Origin of the sequence: Pantoea sp. SJZ147 (assembly GCF_007828605.1) — a bacterium.
Lineage (GTDB): Bacteria > Pseudomonadota > Gammaproteobacteria > Enterobacterales > Enterobacteriaceae > Pantoea > Pantoea allii.
Genome location: NZ_VIVB01000005.1, coordinates 236,960 through 254,952 on the forward strand (window position 1 = coordinate 236,960; position 17,993 = coordinate 254,952).

Sequence of the window (17,993 nt, forward strand, 5' to 3'; positions counted from 1 at the left end):
GTCCCGCCCTGCGTGAAAAAGAAAATATCAGGCGCTATGCGCAAAGGCAACCGCCCGTAACGGCGTCGCCCCCTGATACAGTCGGGCCTGCTGTAGCCCGACGAACAGGCGTTCGCCACGCAGCGGTGCGGTTTGTTCGCCATCAAAGACCAGCGAGAATGGCTCGCTCTGCCATCCGCTTGGCTGCACTACCAACTGCCAGAAATGACCGCGAGGGCTCACCTCTAAGACCTGAACAGGCAATGGCGTTTCCAGGCTGCTCCTGCGTGAAACGTCGATTTCCCACGGACGCAGGAACAGATCGACCGCGCCCTGATGTGCTGAGGTATAACCTAACGGCCAGTGATGCGCGCCCACATGGAACTGAGAGCCATGAACTTCACCGTCAAAGCGGTTAACCTCACCCAGGAACTCCAGCACGAAACGCGTGGCAGGATCGCGCCAGACCTCGTCCGGCGTGCCCACCTGTTCGATGCTGCCCTGGCTCATCACCACCACGCGATCGGCCACTTCCATCGCCTCTTCCTGATCGTGGGTCACAAACACACTAGTAAACTTCAATTCTTCATGCAGTTGGCGTAACCAGCGACGCAACTCTTTGCGCACCTGCGCATCCAGCGCGCCAAACGGCTCATCCAGCAGCAGGATTTGCGGTTCCACCGCCAGCGCCCTTGCCAACGCGACGCGCTGTTTCTGCCCGCCGGAAAGCTGGGCCGGGAAACGGTTTGCCAGATGGGACAGTTGCACCATCTCCAGCAGGCGCGTGACGCGCTGCTTGATCTCGGCACTGGACGGACGCTCACGGCGCGGCAACACCGTCAGACCAAAGGCAATGTTGTCGAATACCGTCATATGGCGGAACAGCGCATAGTGCTGGAAGACAAAGCCTACCTGACGCTCGCGCGCATGCAGACGGCTGACATCGTGGTCATGAAAACGGATCTGACCGCTGTTCTGATGCTCCAGCCCGGCGATAATACGCAGCAGCGTTGTTTTACCGGAACCGGACGGCCCCAGTAATGCCACCATCTGGCCAGAAGGAATATCCAGTGAGATATCGTTCAGCACCGCTGTGCGACCAAAGGATTTGTTGATCTGGTTAATCTCAATGCTCATGATTGTCCTCCAGTTGCAGGCGTTTATGCTGTTGCTCTAAACGCCATTGCACAATGCTTTTCAGAAACAGCGTCACGATTGCCATCACGGTCAGTAAGGCCGCAGCAGTAAAGGCGCCTACCGTATTGTAATCCTGATGCAGTAATTCAACCTGAAGCGGTAAGGTATAGGTTTCACCGCGAATAGAACCGGATACCACCGATACCGCGCCGAATTCACCAATGGCGCGGGCGTTTGTCAGCACAACGCCATACAGCATGGCCCAGCGAATATTGGGCAGCGTAACGCGACGGAACATCTGCCAGCCCGAGGCACCTAACAGCACGGCGGCTTCGTCTTCATGACTGCCCTGACTCAGCATCACCGGCACCAGTTCGCGCACCACAAACGGACAGGTAACGAAGACGGTGACCAGCACCATGCCAGGCCAGGAGAACATCACCTGAATATTATGGGCATCCAGCCAGCCCCCCGCCGGGCCATTGATGCCCCAGAACAGGAGATACATCAGGCCCGCCACGACAGGCGATACGGCAAACGGAATGTCGAACAGCGTTAAAAGCAGCTGGCGACCGGGAAAGGTAAAGCGTGTCACCAGCCAGGCCAGCAGCGTGCCGAACACTAAATTCACCGGCACGGTAATCAACGCGACCAGCACCGTCAGCCATATGGCATGCAGCATATCGCTGTCGGTCAGGTTGCTAAACGTCACGCCCAGCCCTTTGTACAACGCTTCCCAGAAGATGGAGACCATCGGCACCACCAGCAGAAGCAGCGATATCAGTGCGCCAATACCAATAAGCAGCCACTTACTCCAGTTAACCGGCTGGCGATCGGCCGTGTTGAGTTGCGAAATCTCTGCCATTAGTGGCCTCCCAGACGACGACCAAATCGGCTTTGTAATGTATTAATCGCGAACAGCAACAGCAGCGATGCCGTCAGAATCACCGAGGCGATGGCGCTGGCTGCCGGGTAGTCAAATTCCTGCAGGCGGACAAAAATCATCAGCGAGGTCACTTCGGTTTTCCAGGCGATGTTGCCCGCGATAAAGATCACCGCACCAAACTCACCCAGGCTGCGGGTAAACGACAGCGCAGTGCCCGCCAGAAGGGCTGGCGCGACTTCGGGCAACACGACCCGGCGAAAGCTCTGCCAGGGCGTTGCGCCCAGTGTCTGAGCGGCTTCCTCGTATTCGGGACCTAACTCTTCCAGCACCGGCTGCACGGTTCGCACTACAAAGGGAATACTGGTGAACGCCATCGCCAGCGCGATACCGATCCAGGTATAGGAAATCTTGATATCGAAATGGGCAAACCACTGTCCGTACCAGCCGTTAACGGAAAACAGACCGGCCAGCGTCAAGCCCGCCACGGCGGTCGGCAGCGCAAACGGCAAATCCATCAACCCGTCAAGCAACGTGCGGCCCGGGAAGCGATAGCGCGTTAAAATCCATGCCATTAACATGCCGAATACGGCATTAAACAATGAGGCCACACCGGCCGACAGCAGCGTCACTTTGTAGGCTGCGATCAGTTGAGGATTGGTGACCACGTCCCAGTATTGCTGCAGCGTCATCTGCGACAGCTGCATAATCAGTGCGCTGATGGGCAGCAGCAGCACCAGGCAGGTAAACAGCAGGCTGGTGCCGAGGCTCAGACCGAAACCGGGCAGAACGCGTTTTTGGCTGGCTGCAAACATGATTACCGCCCCGCCGCTAACAGTTTATCCAGCTCGCCGCCGCTGGCGAAATGGGTTTTCATTACGTTATCCCAGCCGCCAAACGCCTCTTCCACCCGAAACAGGTTGGTGGCAGGGAAACGGGCTTTTTGCTGCGCCACTAACTGCGGATTGTTCACGCGGTAATAGAAATCCGTGATGATTTTCTGCGCCTCGGGGGAATACAGCCAGGTCAAATACGCTTTTGCCGCATCGCCCGTTTTATTCTGCGCGACATTTTTATCAACCCAGGCGACCGGAAACTCCGCCAGGATATCGGTTTTTGGCACCACGACTTCATAGTCATCTTTGCCGTATTGGTTGCGGATGTTATTCACTTCTGACTCAAAACTGATCAGCACATCTCCCAGGCCGCGTTCGGCAAAGGTGGTTGTGGCACCGCGACCACCGGTATCGAACACTTCAACATTCTTTAAAAACTTCGTCATAAACGCGCGGGTTTTGGCCTGATCGCCACCGTCAGCCTGGCTGGCAGCGCCCCAGGCAGCAAGATAGGTATAGCGTCCGTTGCCGGAGGTTTTGGGATTAGGAAAAATCAGCTTCACATCGTCACGGGTTAAATCGGACCAGTCGTGAATCTGCTTTGGGTTTCCCTTGCGCACCAGGAACGCCATGGTGGAATAAAAGGGTGAACTGTTATTCGGCAGACGCGTTTGCCAGTCGGCCGGAATCAGCTTGCCTTTATCGTGTAACACCTGCACATCCGTGACCTGGTTATAGGTCACGACATCGGCACGCAGACCTTGCAGGATCGCCAGCGCCTGTTTAGATGACCCGGCATGGGACATCTTAATGGTCAGCTTGTCGTCAGGATGGCTGGCATCCCATTGACTGACAAAAGGCGCATTCAGGGCGACGAATAATTCACGTGCAACATCGTAAGAGCTGTTTAGCAGCTCGGTCGCGTTTGCGGCACCGGCCAGGCTCAGCGACAGTGCGAGTCCGCTCACGATTTTTTTCATCGCTGGTAAGGTCATGGTTCACCCTGAAGAAATTTGATGCAGATCTCATCTGCCGATACAGCAGTTTATTTATAACTCAGCGTAAACCCGTAACGGTTTTATATATCGTTTGCTGATTTCAAAGTCGAAAAAGGCATAAGGCGGTGGCAGAAGATAGCGGGAAAATGGCATTGGACGCGCAGGGCTGAGGGTCTGCCCTGCGGTTTAGTGGTACGAAAAGGCCTTAGCGCTGCCAGACAATTTTGCTGAGCTTCCAGCTCTTGAGTGTGTCATCCGACGGCATTAACCCTTCTGGCCCGTGCCAGGTTCCGCTGTAGACATAGCGAAGATGCTGACTGTTGGGCGCGCGGCACTCTACGTCACGGTTGTCCAGTCCGCTCGCCAGCACGCAGTTATTGAAGGCTTTGTCGAATTTAGCGCTGAACGCGTCACCGATTTTGCTGCCATCGGCGCTGGCAATGCGGCTGTCCAGCACTTCAATGCGGTCAACCTGCGACTGGCCATAAACCACCAGCATTACTTTGCCGTCATCCATGGCCTGCCAGAACGACACCACCTGACCATTATGACCGCGCATGCCCTGGCGCAGATCGTACTTGCCTTTCAGCCCCTCTTTTATGGCGGCTTCGGTCATGGCGGTGGAGCCATTAATGCCACCCACGCCCTGCTCTGTGGCTGTCAGCGAGGACCCAAACCAGTTCCAGGGCAGCGCCGATGACCAGTGGTAGCTCAGTGGATTCCACCAGCTTACCTGCTGGCTGCTGTTAGCATCAGTACCGGAGGAACTGGCACACCCACTGACCAGTATGGCCGCAGTCAGTAACGTGTAACGAACAGCTTTCATGAAAACTCCTGTGAATAAAAGAACAATAAAGGACAATAAGGCAGAACTGATTGGAGTCGCAAAGCGGCAAAAAGTTTATTCGGGATACTGTTGCGGTACAAAGCAGGCGCGAAGCCGGATGCTGCTGAATAACCACAGCAGCGCCAGCAGATCGAACAGCGTCAACAATAAGGGGAGCGGCGAGCTGAGAAAATCAGCCAGATACAGTTGAGCGCCTTGCCAGAGCAGATTAATCGCCATAGCGAGCATTAAGACCTGCCGCCAGCTGCGCCACAGTCTTGGCAGACGCGAACGGTAGCCGGTCAACAGCAGGCCAAACAGCGCCGGTAAGCCCAGCGCCAGGCCTGACCAGAAGGCCTGGCGGTCAGGATAAAAGAGCGCCAGAAGATCGTTCCCCTGCTGACGTGACGCGCCGGCCATAATCAACAGCAACCAGGTCCGTGACTGTAGCAGCAGAATCAGCCAGAAAAGAAACGGCAGGCGCAACTGGCCTTTATCATCGTACTCTTCCGGTGGCCAGACAGAATTAATATTCACGATCTTCGATTAAACGTTTGCCCAGTAACACCACATCGACCGTTTCGTAGTCGAGCTTTTCATAGAATGCGACCACCTGATCGTTCTCTTCACGCACCATCAAATGAATTTTTGGACAGCCGCGCGCGATCAGTTTTTTCTCAAGGCGGTTCATTAAGGCATTGGCAAAACCGCGTCCCTGATAATCAGGATGCACAGCAAGGTAATAGGCCGCGCCGCGATGCCCGTCGTAGCCACCCATCACCGTGCCGACGACTTCACCGCCCACTTCTGCCACCAGGAAAAGATCGGCGTCGTGATGCATTTTGCGTTCGATATCCAGCTCGGGATCGTTCCAGGGCCGTAACAAATCGCAGCGTTCCCAGAGCGTGATTACTTCTTCAAAGTCTTCCTGGCGGAAGGTGCGGATTTCCATCTTCTTTACCTGCTATTCACCACAATTTGCTGATTATCACGCTTTCTTCGGCTGGCGCAACCCTCCCTACCGGGGGCAACGTTAAAAAAAAGGGATTTGGCTGTTAGTGAGCTGAAATACAAAGTAATAACCTGAAATGGTTGAAAGATCGCCGTGGCGCTAACGTTACGCTATAACACTTTGCATTATTGTTGCTTATGGACCTGCACATGCATTTGCTTAAACGTTTAATTCACCGCCGCCAGCTTCTGCTGTCAGGACTTGCACTGGCCGTGTTGTCTCCGCGCGCCGTACAGGCAAAAGAACAGCAGGCTTCTCTCTCTTCCCGTCACACCTCGCCAAAGCCGCCAGCCAGTAACGGTAAACGCATCGTCATGATCGACCCGGGCCACGGCGGGATTGATTCGGGTGCGGTGGGCGAAGAAGGCGCGGAAGAGAAGCATATTGTCTTAGAAATCGCCAACAACGTCCGCCGTGAGCTACAGTCACATCCGCGCATTGAGGTGCGCCTGACGCGCGACAGCGATCACTTTATTCCCCTTTATCAGCGCGTGGAAATTGCCCATCAGCATGGCGCGAATCTGTTTATGTCCATCCATGCCGATGGCTATACCAGCCCGGATGCCAACGGCGCCTCGGTGTTCGCCCTGTCCAACCGCGGTGCCAGCAGTAGCATGGCGCGCTATCTGTCAAACAGAGAGAACGATGCCGACAAGGTCGGTGGCGCAAAGGTGGAAGCGCAGGATCACTATCTGCAGCAGATCCTGTTTGACCTGGTGCAAACGGATACCATCAAAAACAGTCTTACGCTGGGCAAACACGTGCTGGATCAGATCCGTCCGGTGCATCACCTTCACAGTCAGCACACGGAACAGGCCGCGTTTGCCGTATTAAAATCCCCGTCGATTCCCTCGGTGCTGGTGGAAACCTCATTTATCACTAACCCGCGGGAAGAGCAGTTACTGGGCACCAGCGCATTCCGTCAAAAAATTGCATCGGCTATCGCCACCGGAATAATCAACTACTTTGATGAGTACGATCGCCGAATGTCGTAATGAATAAGCTATAATCACGTCCAATTTTTACCAAGAGAAGCCCATCACATGCCTGATATCTCCCGTGTAAAAACGTTCCTGTTGGATCTGCAGGATGAGATTTGTAGCAAGCTGACCGCCGAAGACGGCGGTGCACAGTTTATTGAAGACAGCTGGGAGCGCCCCGGCGGCGGCGGCGGACGAAGCCGCGTGCTGCGTGATGGCGCGGTCTTTGAACAGGCCGGCGTCAACTTTTCGCACGTTCATGGCGACCAGATGCCCGCGTCTGCTACCGCGCATCGCCCTGAACTGGCCGGGTGCAGTTTTGAAGCCATGGGCGTTTCACTGGTCATTCATCCTCATAATCCGTATGTGCCGACCAGTCATGCCAACGTACGTTTCTTTATTGCCGAAAAACCTGGCGCTGAACCTATTTGGTGGTTTGGCGGTGGCTTCGATATGACACCGTTTTACGGTTTCGAAGAGGATGCACTGCACTGGCACCAGACGGCATTCGATATTTGTCAGCCCTTTGGCGAAGATGTCTATCCGCGCTTTAAAAAGTGGTGCGATGACTATTTCTATCTGAAACACCGCGACGAGCAGCGCGGCATCGGTGGGTTGTTCTTTGATGATATCCACCAGCCCGGCTTTGAAAACAGCTTTGCATTGATTCAGGCGGTGGGCCGGGGCTTCCTGGACGCTTATCAGCCAATCGTAGCGCGCCGCAAACACGTGCCCTTTGGCGAGCGGGAACGTCAGTTTCAGCTCTATCGCCGTGGTCGCTATGTGGAGTTTAATCTGGTGTGGGACCGTGGCACGCTGTTTGGTCTGCAAACCGGGGGCAGAACGGAGTCTATCCTGATGTCCCTGCCGCCGCTGGTACGCTGGGAATATAACTATCATCCTGAGCCAGACTCGCCGGAAGCGGCGCTCTACCGTGACTTTCTGCCGGTGAAGAACTGGCTTAACCTGCCGGCGTGAAGTCTGTCCGCCTGCCCCGCATGACAGGCAGGCAAACCAGCCCTCTGCAGGGCGAAGGTTAACACGGGGCCGCATCGTTGAATGCGGCCCCGTTTCATTACAGCGGCTGGGTTTGCGCTTCCACCACGGCCAGCGCCACCATATTAACGATGCGCCGCACGGAGGCGATACGAGTAAGGACGTGCACGGGCTTCGTCATTCCCATCAGCACCGGCCCCACCGTTACGCCTTCAGAACTGGAGACGCGCAACAGGTTGTAGCTGATTCGCGCTGCCTCCACATTGGGCATGATCAACAGGTTGGCACTGCCTTTTAGCGGGCTGTCGGGCATGATTTCCCGACGAATACTTTCCACCAGCGCCGCATCACCGTGCATCTCGCCGTCAATTTCCAGCTCAGGTGCCCGCTGCTGCACCAGCGCCAGTACGTCACGCATTTTACGCGCGCCGGGTGCATTTGAGGTGCCAAAGCTGGAGTGCGACAACAGCGCCACGCGCGGTTCAATCCCAAATCGCCGCACGGTCTCAGCTGCCATAAGGGTAATGTCTGCGAGCTGCTCGGGCGTGGGATCTTCATTCACATAGGTGTCAGCAATAAAGGTGTTGCCGTTTGGCAGCAGCAACGCGTTCATGGCTCCCGCGACTTTCACATCAGAACGCAGGCCCAGCACTTTTTCCACAATCTCGTAGTGCTCGTTGTAATCCCCAATGGTGCCGCAGATGAGCGCGTCCGCTTCACCGCGATAGACCATGATGGCACCAATCAGCGTCGGATTACCGATCACCGCGCGCTGCGCCTGCTCAGGCGTTACGCCGCGCCGCTTCATCATCTGGTAATACTCATTCCAGTATGCTTTGAAACGCGGATCGGATTCATTATTGACGATTTCAAAATCCTTCCCGGCTTCGATTTTCAGCCCCTGCTTCTCCAGCCGCATGGCAATCACGTTCGGGCGGCCTATCAGAATGGGTTTTGCCAGCCCCAGCGACACGAGTTCCTGCGTCGCATGCAGCACCCGCACCTCTTCCCCTTCGGCCAGCACCACACGTTTCGGCGCTTTACGGGCCTGAGAGAAAATCGGCTTCATAAACAGATTGGTTTTATAAACAAATTCCGTGAGCTGTTCGCGGTAGGCGTAAAAGTCGCTAATCGGCCGGGTTGCCACGCCGGAATCCATCGCCGCTTTCGCCACGGCGGGAGCAATCTGCACGATTAAACGAGGATCGAAAGGTTTAGGAATCAGATAGTCCGGCCCAAAACTCAGGTCCTGATCGCTATAGGCCGATGCCACCACATCGCTCTGTTCTGCCTGCGCCAGATCGGCGATAGCGTGAACCGCGGCCAGCTTCATCGCTTCATTGATGGCGGTCGCGCCAACATCCAGCGCACCGCGGAAGATAAACGGAAAGCACAGGACGTTATTCACCTGATTAGGAAAGTCAGAACGGCCGGTACAGATAATCGCATCAGGCCGCACGGCTTTGGCTAACGGCGGCAGGATTTCTGGCTGCGGATTCGCCAGCGCCAGAATCAGGGGGTCCTTTGCCATGGTTTTCACCATCTCAGGCGTGAGCACGTCCGGGCCGGAGCAGCCAAGGAAAATATCCGCGCCCTCAATCACCTCCGCCAGCGTACGTTTGCCCTGATCCTCAACCGCATAGTCAGCCTTGGTCTCGGCCATGTTGGGTTCGCGCCCGCGATAAATCAGGCCTTTGGAATCGCACACCTGAATATTGTGTTTCTGTAAGCCCAAGGCGACCAGCAGGTTCATACAGGCAATCGCCGATGCGCCCGCGCCGGACACCACCAACCGCACGTCTGAGATCGCTTTTTTGATAATGCGCAGACCGTTTAACACCGCCGCCGTACAGATAATCGCCGTACCGTGCTGATCGTCGTGAAACACGGGGATTTTCATCCGTTGCCGCAGCTGCTGCTCAATGTAAAAACATTCCGGCGCTTTAATATCTTCAAGATTGATGCCGCCAAAGGTCGGCTCCAGCGCCGCGATAATCTCAATCAGCTTGTCCGGGTCATGTTCATCGACCTCAATATCAAAGACGTCAATGCCGGCAAACTTCTTGAATAATACACCTTTGCCTTCCATCACCGGTTTACCGGCCAGCGCCCCGATGTTCCCCAGGCCCAGCACCGCCGTGCCGTTAGAAATGACCGCCACCAGATTGCCGCGCGCGGTGTATTTATGGGCGGCCAGCGGATCGGCGGCAATTTCTAAACAGGGTGCGGCAACGCCGGGTGAATAGGCCAGGGCCAGATCGCGCTGCGTCGCCAGCGGCTTGGTCGGCGACACCTGAATCTTGCCGGGAGTGGGATACTGGTGAAAATCAAGCGCACTTTGCTTCAGTTGGTCATCCATTTGACGTCCTTCTTCGCCAGGTGAGTGAGCGCCCAGTATAGAAAGCAGACCACCACAAAGCGGTGAGGCGCTTCAAAGAACCTCATTTCTTAGGGCACAGATTGTTACAGTCTGGCCTGCGTCATTTGTCATGGCTGCTATTCTTAATAGCCGGGCAGTCGTTATCCGCAGAAATGCTCTCTCGGGTGGTGACGCGCTACCCTCATCGCACAACATTCAGAGAAAACGCATTTTCACTGCACCCCGTCTGTTGCAATGTGGTGAGTCGGCGTTACTGCGACCCGTAATGTCTGCACGGATTAGGGCACGAGGCCAGAGGTGTTCCCTTTCGTTACAATGTATTTTCAAGGAGTGTAGAAATGAACCAGCTTGAAGCCCTTAAACAGTTCACCACCGTGGTGGCTGACAGTGGCGATATTGAATCGATTCGAAATTATCACCCACAAGATGCGACCACCAATCCCTCGCTTATTCTGAAAGCATCTGCTCTCCAGCCTTACAAACATCTGATTGATGACGCCATCGACTATGCGAAAAAACAGGGCGGCAGCAAAGAGACGCAGATCATCAATGCCAGCGACAAAGTGGCTATTAACCTCGGTATGGAAATTCTGAAAAGCATACCGGGCCGTGTTTCGACCGAAGTGGATGCGCGCCTCTCCTTCGATCGTGGCATGTGCGTCACGAAAGCTGAAAAGCTGGTTCGCATGTATGAAGAGCACGGTATTGACCGCTCACGTATTCTGATCAAACTGGCGTCAACGTGGGAAGGCATCAAGGCAGCGGAAGAACTGGAAAAAAATGGTATCCAGTGCAACCTGACGTTGCTGTTCTCGTTTGCGCAGGCGCGCGCCTGCGCCGAAGCCGGTGTTTACCTGATTTCACCGTTTGTCGGTCGTATCTATGACTGGTACAACTCACGCAAACCGATGGACCCGTACAGCGCTGATGAAGATCCTGGCGTGAAATCCGTGCGCCGTATTTATGATTACTACAAGAAGCACCGTTATGACACCATCATCATGGGTGCCAGCTTCCGTAAAGTTGAACAGGTACTTGCGCTGGCCGGTTGTGACCGCCTGACGCTTTCACCGAATCTGCTGGAAGAGCTGCAAAACAGTGATGAGCCAATTGAACGTAAGCTGGAGCCGTCAACCGAGTGTTTCCATCAGCCGTCGCCGCTGTCTGAAGCTGAATTCCGTTGGGAGCATAATCAGGACCCCATGGCGGTAGAAAAACTGGCAGACGGTATCCGTCAGTTCGCCGTTGACCAGCAAAAACTCGAAGATGTGCTGGCGGCACGCCTCTAGTTTTCCCCTCTTTTACCGGGCGGGAGCACTCCCGCCCTGATGCTTAACAAGGGAGACCCTTTATGTCCTCACGCAGAGAGTTGGCTAATGCCATTCGCGCATTAAGTATGGATGCGGTACAAAAAGCAAAATCTGGTCACCCTGGTGCGCCAATGGGGATGGCAGATATCGCCGAAGTATTATGGCGTGATTTCCTCCAGCACAATCCCACCAATCCCGCCTGGCTGGATCGCGACCGCTTTATCCTTTCGAACGGCCACGGCTCCATGCTGCTTTACAGCCTGTTGCACCTGAGCGGTTACGATCTGCCTATCGAAGAACTGAAAAACTTCCGCCAGCTGCATTCCAAAACACCGGGGCACCCGGAAATTGGCTACACGCCGGGCGTTGAAACCACCACCGGTCCACTGGGCCAGGGCCTGGCGAATGCCGTCGGTCTGGCGATTGCTGAACGTACGCTGGCGGCCCAGTTTAACCGTCCTAATCACGATATCGTCGACCACTTTACCTATGTGTTCATGGGCGACGGCTGCCTGATGGAAGGTATTTCCCATGAAGTCTGCTCGCTAGCCGGTACGTTAGGTCTGGGTAAACTGATTGGCTTCTACGATCACAACGGTATCTCTATCGATGGCGAAACCGAAGGCTGGTTTACTGACGATACGCACAAACGCTTCGAAGCCTATAACTGGCATGTGGTGGGTGAGATTGACGGCCATGACGCCGATGCTGTGAAAGCGGCCATCCAGGAAGCGCAGAGCGTCACCGACAAACCGTCACTGATCATCTGCCGTACAGTCATTGGCTTCGGCTCACCGAATAAAGCCGGTAAAGAAGAAGCCCACGGCGCTGCGTTAGGCGAAGAAGAAGTGGCGCTGACCCGTAAGCAACTGGGCTGGAACTACCCGGCGTTTGAGATCCCTAAAGAGATTTACCAGCAGTGGGATGCCAAACAGGCAGGCGCTGAGCGCGAAAAAGCCTGGAACAACAAACTGGCTGCCTATAAGCAGGCTTATCCAGAGCTGGCCGCAGAATACGAGCGCCGCATGAACGGTGGAATGCCGGCAAACTGGGAAGCGGAAACCGCGAAGTTTGTGGCGGAGCTGCAGGCGAATCCGCAAAAGATTGCCAGCCGTAAAGCCTCGCAGAACGCACTGGAAGCTTATGGCAAACTGCTGCCCGAGTTTCTGGGCGGTTCCGCCGACCTTGCGCCGAGTAACCTCACCATCTGGTCAGGCTCAAAATCCATTAAAGACGATCCGGCCGGGAACTATATCCATTATGGTGTCCGCGAATTCGGCATGACGGCGATTGGTAACGGGATTGCCCATCACGGCGGCTTTGTGCCCTATACCGCAACCTTCCTGATGTTCGTGGAGTACGCCCGTAACGCGGTCCGTATGGCGGCACTCATGAAGGCTCGCCAGATTATGGTGTATACCCACGATTCCATTGGTCTGGGCGAAGACGGTCCGACCCACCAGCCGGTTGAGCAAATTGCCAGCCTGCGCGTGACGCCAAATATGAGCGTATGGCGTCCCTGTGACCAGGTAGAGACAGCGGTGGCCTGGCAGGCGGCGATTGAACGTCATCACGGCCCGACTGCGCTGATCCTGTCGCGTCAGAACCTGGCACAGCCTGAGCGTACTCCAGAGCAGGTGGCTAACATCAAGCGCGGGGGTTATGTACTGAAGGATTGCGATGGCACGCCAGACATCATCCTGATTGCCACCGGGTCCGAAATGGAAATTACCCTGGGTGCGGCGGCGAAGCTGACGACCGGCGGTCATAAGGTCCGGGTGGTTTCGCTGCCATCCACCGACCTGTTTGACGCGCAGGATGCGGCTTACCGTGAGTCGGTACTGCCTTCCACCGTGAAAGCGCGCGTCGCGGTAGAAGCGGGCATTGCAGACTACTGGTACAAGTACGTCGGACTGGACGGTGCCATCGTGGGCATGACCACCTTCGGTGAGTCGGCTCCGGCGGAAAAACTCTTTGCTGAATTTGGCTTTACGGTGGAAAACATCGTCAGCCATGCTGAAGCCCTGCTGAAACCGGCGTAATCCCTGCCCGCCTGAGCGTCCTGCCGCTATCCGGCAAGGTCGCTCGTTCAGCGTACCACTGCGCGCCAGCCCTGTGCTGGCGCGCGGCTTTCTGAAATCCGCTTCCTGTCGCAGATCGCTTCCCGCCTGGTCTTCGTTATCCGTCCTGAACAGGCGAGATACCGATATCCAGTGAGCATGGCATCCCGCGCGTTATCTCACGTATCTTCCTGCCCGACAGCCGATGTGCATGATGCCGTTGAAGCCCTGCTTTACGCTCCATTCAGTGGGAACCCCAGCGGAACAGAAGAGGAAAACGCGCGTATGGGATGCGATGGCGTTGAGTGGCGCGGATTAATCGCTATTGCCGAGCGATGACGTGGGTTTACCCTGATTGAATCCTGCTTACCTCTGTGAATATCAGCCAGGCCAACGCTTTTATCAGGACGCCAGGTCAGACTGCCGTTTACGCAGCCTGACCTGGCGTTATTCATGGAACAGGTTTATTTCAAAAAATGGCTCAGCAATAACAACGAAAGCGAAACGTTAATGGCCCCGCCGATGCGCGTGGCGATCTGCGCAAACGGCATCAGGCCCATGCGATTACCGGCCGTCAGAATGGCCACATCGCCGGTGCCGCCCTGACCACTCTGGCAGCAGGAGACAATCGCGACATCAATCGGATGCATACCAATCTTTTTCCCGACGAAAAAGCCCGTGGCGACCAGCGCGCTGACCGTGCTGATAATCACCAGCAGGTTGGTGAGCGTAAACGCGGTGACCAGAATATGCCAGGGCGTAATGGCGACACCGACGGCAAACAGCACCGGATAGGTGACAGCAGTGCGAAAGAACCGGTAAACGACCTGAGAACCCGCCAGAATACGGGGAGAAACGCCATTCACCAGCTTGACCAGCACAGCCAGAAACAGCATCCCAACCGGCGCAGGCAGACCGGTGAATTTCTGACCCAACATGCCCACCATGTACAGCAACACCGCAAGCAGCGCCCCGGAAGCAATCGCGGTGACGTCAACTTTCCCCGAAAAAACGGATTGCAGCGGCTCAGGTTCAACATTGGCGATGTTCGGCATCAACTGGCCTTCCCCCGTCAGGTGCGGATAACGTTTCCCCAGTTGGTTCAGGCAGCCCGAGATAATAATGGCGGTTACGCCACCCAACATGACCATGGGCAGAATACGGCCCAGCGCGACGCCCTGATCCATATGCAGTAAGGCCGCATAGCCAATGGAGAGCGGAATCGCGCCTTCACCGACACCACCCGCCATAATCGGCAGAATAATAAAAAAGAAGATCTGGAAAGGTTCCAACCCCAGCGCCAGCCCGACGCCCATGCCAACAATCATGCCCACCACTTCTCCGCACAACATGGGGAAAAAGATGCGCAGAAAGCCCTGGATAAGCACCGTGCGGTTCATGCTCATAATGCTGCCGACGATAATGCAGCAGATGTAGAGATAAAGAATATTGGTTGATTTATAGAATTGCGTCGTGGACGTCACCACGATGTCGGGAAGCAAACCGTAGTAAACCAACGCAGAAGGTATAAAGGTGGCGCAAATCGCGGCGGCCCCCAGCCTGCCGACCACGGGCAGACGTTTACCAAACTCCCCACAGGCAAAACCAAAAAAAGCCAGCGTGGCGACCATGACCACAATATCGCTTTTCAGCGTCCCACTCAGGCAGTCTACCGCGATAAGCAAGCCCGCCAGTACGAAGAGCGGCAGAGGAATAATCCCGACTTTCCAGTTATCCATAATATGCCACCACTGATCTTTCAGGGTTTTACGGCGCGATGTACTGGACAGTTTCTCAGACAAGAAAGAATCATCAGGTGTGCTCATTATTATCCTCTTTGCATCATTATTTTTTTTCAGGATGCCGTTAAAAGAGGATGAATTACGTGAAGGGGAAGGTGTCTGGCATAAAGTTTTAATGGTCTTTTTTAAATTGAGTGATCGTCGTCCTGATTCGCGCCGTGGTTTTTATGGTTTTTATTGCGGTTCCGTCTGCTTTTCCACGTTAAGGGGCGGCAACGCGGTCAAAAAAACAGTCAGCGTTTTTTTTATGCTGCTTATCATGGGGTTATACTGGGTTGGCCCATATTGTTAAAAAGATGATACAGTAATGTTATTAATTCAAAGCACGTGTAATCGTCATGAAATTGTCATTTCAAACGAAGCTGTTTCTTTCGCTCGTTGTTTTTACGTCTGCCCTGTTCGTGCTACTGGGTAGTTATTATTACGTCAGCATCAACCAACAGATCTACCAGGCAATGAGCATGCGTGCCAAAGTTCAGGCCGAGGAGATTGCGCAGATACCTGACCTTAAAAAAGAGATAGCGGACCACAACATTCAGGCCATCCAGTCATTGATGCAGACGATTGCCAGCAAGAGCGATGCCAGTTTTATCGTTATTGGTGACCACCAGGGCCTGCATCTTTTTCATTCCGTGAGTGAAGATAAAGTCGGCAAGCCGTTAGTCGGTGGGGACAACGCTGCGGTACTCTCGGGCCAAAGTATCACCACCATACGGACTGGAGGTCTGGGGATTTCGCTGCGAAGCAAAGCACCGATTGTTAACGCTCAAGGCCAGGTCATTGGCATTGTCTCCGTGGGTTATCTCACCCGCTATCTTGAGGCGATTACCTTCAGCAATATGGTCAATATTCTGATCGTGGCTGCCCTGCTGCTTATTGCCCTGTTCATCTTCTCCTGGTTTTTTACCTGCAATATTAAAAAGCAGATTTGCTCGCTGGAACCGCGTGAGATTGGCCTGATGGTGCGTCAGCAAAAAGCGATGATGGAGTCCATCTATGAAGGGGTTATCGTCATCGATGAACATCTGCGAATCGAAGTGATCAACCAGGCGGCGCGAAAACTGCTTGGACTGGCGCAGTCCGCCGAACAACTGCGCGGGCAATCTGTCAGCCAGGTGATCTCACCCGTTCCATTTTTGTCGCAGCCGGTCATGCTGGAAAAAGATACCCATGATGAGATTAGCCGCTTCAATTCGCTGACCGTTATCGCCAGCCGGGTCCGTATTATGCTGGAATCGTCCCTGATGGGATGGGTGATATCCTTTCGCGACCTCAATGATATCGACTCACTCAGCGCCCAACTCAGCCAGGTAAAACGTTACGTCGATAATCTGCGCATTATGCGTCATGAACAGCTTAACCGCATGAACACTCTTTCTGGCCTGTTGCACATGGGCCGCTTTGAAGAGGCGATCGATTATATTGAGGCACAGTCAGAGCACGAACAGGAGCTGCTGGACTTTGTCTCCACCCGCTTCCAGTCGCCCCTGCTCTGCGGTTTGCTGCTGGGCAAAGCGGTACGTGCCCGCGAGAAAGGCGTAGATATCCACTTTGATCCCGCGTGTCTGATGGATCGCCCCTTTCTTCCGCTCACGGATGCCGAACTGATCTCGGTGACTGGCAATCTTCTGGACAATGCCATTGAAGCCACCCAACGCGCGCCACTGCCGCACGATCCTGTCGAAGTGCTGATTAAGCTCAACGCACGTGAACTGATCATTGAAGTCGCCGATCGCGGCGTGGGCATCCGTCCTGAAATCCGTGAGCATATGTTCGAACGCGGCGTGACAACCAAAACCCGAGGCGATCACGGCATCGGGCTGTATTTAATCGAAAGCTATATTGCCCGCACCGGCGGAACGATTGAGGTGAGCGATAACCTGCCGCGCGGTGCTATTTTCTCGCTGTTTATTCCCTGTGTGGAAATAAATCAGTATCCCACCACGGAAACGGAGAAGGTCAGCAATGCAACATGATCCTATTGATGTCCTGATCGTTGAGGATGAGCATGAACTGGCTCAACTTCATGCAGAACTGATTAACAACCATCCTCAGCTGCGGCTGGTTGGAATAGCGCACTCGCTGTCTGAGGCGAAGCAGCAGCTTGAAACAAGATTGCCGCAGCTTGTGCTGCTGGACAATTATCTGCCGGATGGCAAAGGCATCACGCTGATTGGCGATCCTCTCCTGGCAAACGCTAACTGTTCCATTATTTTTATTACGGCCGCCAGCGATATGGATACCTGTAGCCAGGCCATTCGTAATGGGGCCTTTGATTACGTCCTTAAACCAGTCTCATGGAAGCGGCTTAACCGTTCGCTCGCCAATTTTATCGCCTTTGCGGAACAGCAACGCACATGGAAAATCGTCGATCAGAAGAATGTGGACGTGCTGTATCAGTTACAGGCAAAAAACTATCCGCACGACAACGGCAGCAAAGGCATTGAAGAAAATACCTTAGCACGGGTACAAACGCTTTTTGCGGCAGCCACGACGCGCCTTTTTTCGGTGGATGATGTGATGGCCGAGACCGGAGTGAGTAAGACGACCGCCCGCCGCTATCTGGAGCACTGCGTTGAAACAGGGTTTCTGACGGTGGAAATGTTGTATGGCAAGGTAGGACATCCCAGACGAATGTATAAACGCGCATGATGTTATCCCGGGATTGACGCTGTCGGCGCTAAGCTGCCCAGGCATCACGGCACAAGGGAAACCTGTCCGACAGGTGACCGCCACATTGGGCCAGGATGCGCTATCAGCCCGGCAGCGTGCTGTAATCCGAAACAAAAAAAAC

The 17,993-nt window shown here is 54.7% G+C and carries 16 protein-coding genes; 7 read left to right on the forward strand and 9 right to left on the reverse strand.

Annotation, left to right across the window (positions count from 1 at the left end; all coding sequences use genetic code 11):
• Positions 1–27: 27 nt before the first annotated feature.
• The 7 genes from cysA to FBY13_RS09770 form a co-directional block, all read right to left on the reverse strand.
• On the reverse strand, positions 28–1,116 hold the full coding sequence (gene cysA, locus FBY13_RS09740) for a sulfate/thiosulfate ABC transporter ATP-binding protein CysA (protein ID WP_109717587.1): 1,089 nt from the start codon (positions 1,114–1,116) through the stop codon (positions 28–30).
• Positions 1,106–1,981 carry a sulfate/thiosulfate ABC transporter permease CysW gene (gene cysW, locus FBY13_RS09745; RefSeq protein WP_109717586.1) on the reverse strand — a complete coding sequence of 292 codons (876 nt, stop codon included), beginning with the start codon at positions 1,979–1,981 and terminating at the stop codon, positions 1,106–1,108. The genes cysA and cysW overlap by 11 nt, the downstream gene beginning before the upstream one ends.
• Positions 1,981–2,814, reverse strand: a complete 834-nt coding sequence (cysT, locus tag FBY13_RS09750; RefSeq protein ID WP_063880477.1) for a sulfate/thiosulfate ABC transporter permease CysT — start codon at positions 2,812–2,814, stop codon at positions 1,981–1,983. Before cysT ends, cysW begins: the two co-directional genes overlap by 1 nt.
• Positions 2,815–2,816: 2 nt before the next feature.
• Entirely contained in the window at positions 2,817–3,830 is a 1,014-nt protein-coding gene (locus FBY13_RS09755) for a sulfate ABC transporter substrate-binding protein (RefSeq protein WP_145394049.1), read from the reverse strand.
• A 208-nt stretch (positions 3,831–4,038) separates the two neighbouring features.
• Positions 4,039–4,659 carry an RpoE-regulated lipoprotein gene (locus tag FBY13_RS09760; RefSeq protein WP_145394050.1) on the reverse strand — a complete coding sequence of 207 codons (621 nt, stop codon included), beginning with the start codon at positions 4,657–4,659 and terminating at the stop codon, positions 4,039–4,041.
• 75 nt (positions 4,660–4,734) lie between these two features.
• Positions 4,735–5,196, reverse strand: a complete 462-nt coding sequence (locus FBY13_RS09765) for a DUF2919 domain-containing protein (protein WP_063880483.1) — start codon at positions 5,194–5,196, stop codon at positions 4,735–4,737.
• Entirely contained in the window at positions 5,186–5,611 is a 426-nt protein-coding gene (locus tag FBY13_RS09770) for a GNAT family acetyltransferase (protein WP_006117810.1), read from the reverse strand. Before FBY13_RS09770 ends, FBY13_RS09765 begins: the two co-directional genes overlap by 11 nt.
• A 209-nt stretch (positions 5,612–5,820) precedes the next feature.
• On the opposite strand from FBY13_RS09770, the gene amiA reads away from it, so the two are divergent.
• Both amiA and hemF read left to right on the forward strand, forming a co-directional pair.
• Complete coding sequence (amiA, locus tag FBY13_RS09775; protein ID WP_241567980.1) at positions 5,821–6,666, forward strand: N-acetylmuramoyl-L-alanine amidase AmiA; 846 nt, start codon at positions 5,821–5,823, stop codon at positions 6,664–6,666.
• Between the two features lie 48 nt (positions 6,667–6,714).
• Positions 6,715–7,629 carry an oxygen-dependent coproporphyrinogen oxidase gene (gene hemF, locus FBY13_RS09780; RefSeq protein WP_145394051.1) on the forward strand — a complete coding sequence of 305 codons (915 nt, stop codon included), beginning with the start codon at positions 6,715–6,717 and terminating at the stop codon, positions 7,627–7,629.
• 97 nt (positions 7,630–7,726) lie between these two features.
• On the opposite strand, the gene maeB is transcribed toward hemF, so the two are convergent.
• Positions 7,727–10,006 carry an NADP-dependent oxaloacetate-decarboxylating malate dehydrogenase gene (maeB, locus tag FBY13_RS09785; protein ID WP_063880489.1) on the reverse strand — a complete coding sequence of 760 codons (2,280 nt, stop codon included), beginning with the start codon at positions 10,004–10,006 and terminating at the stop codon, positions 7,727–7,729.
• A gap of 359 nt (positions 10,007–10,365) precedes the next feature.
• Between maeB and tal the strand changes: the two genes are divergently transcribed.
• Together tal and tkt are read left to right on the forward strand one after the other, a co-directional pair.
• Positions 10,366–11,316 (forward strand): transaldolase, encoded by a 951-nt coding sequence (tal, locus tag FBY13_RS09790; protein ID WP_063880491.1) that lies wholly within the window; start codon positions 10,366–10,368, stop codon positions 11,314–11,316.
• Between the two features lie 62 nt (positions 11,317–11,378).
• On the forward strand, positions 11,379–13,379 hold the full coding sequence (gene tkt / locus FBY13_RS09795; RefSeq protein ID WP_063880493.1) for a transketolase: 2,001 nt from the start codon (positions 11,379–11,381) through the stop codon (positions 13,377–13,379).
• A 482-nt stretch (positions 13,380–13,861) separates the two neighbouring features.
• Here tkt and FBY13_RS09800 read toward each other — a convergent pair whose 3' ends face one another.
• On the reverse strand, positions 13,862–15,223 hold the full coding sequence (locus FBY13_RS09800; RefSeq protein ID WP_063880495.1) for a 2-hydroxycarboxylate transporter family protein: 1,362 nt from the start codon (positions 15,221–15,223) through the stop codon (positions 13,862–13,864).
• On the opposite strand from FBY13_RS09800, the gene FBY13_RS09805 reads away from it, so the two are divergent.
• From FBY13_RS09805 to FBY13_RS09815, 3 genes are read left to right on the forward strand one after another with little or no spacing between them, the layout of a single operon-like run.
• On the forward strand, positions 15,216–15,491 hold the full coding sequence (locus tag FBY13_RS09805; RefSeq protein WP_145394052.1) for a hypothetical protein: 276 nt from the start codon (positions 15,216–15,218) through the stop codon (positions 15,489–15,491). The two genes, FBY13_RS09800 and FBY13_RS09805, sit on opposite strands and share 8 nt — an antisense overlap.
• A gap of 46 nt (positions 15,492–15,537) precedes the next feature.
• The gene (locus FBY13_RS09810; protein ID WP_063880499.1) at positions 15,538–17,175 is read left to right on the forward strand and encodes a sensor histidine kinase; all 1,638 of its coding nucleotides are present in this window, start codon (positions 15,538–15,540) and stop codon (positions 17,173–17,175) included.
• Positions 17,165–17,851, forward strand: coding sequence for a response regulator (locus FBY13_RS09815; RefSeq protein WP_096012857.1), 687 nt, complete (start codon positions 17,165–17,167; stop codon positions 17,849–17,851). Before FBY13_RS09810 ends, FBY13_RS09815 begins: the two co-directional genes overlap by 11 nt.
• Positions 17,852–17,993 lie beyond the last annotated feature (142 nt).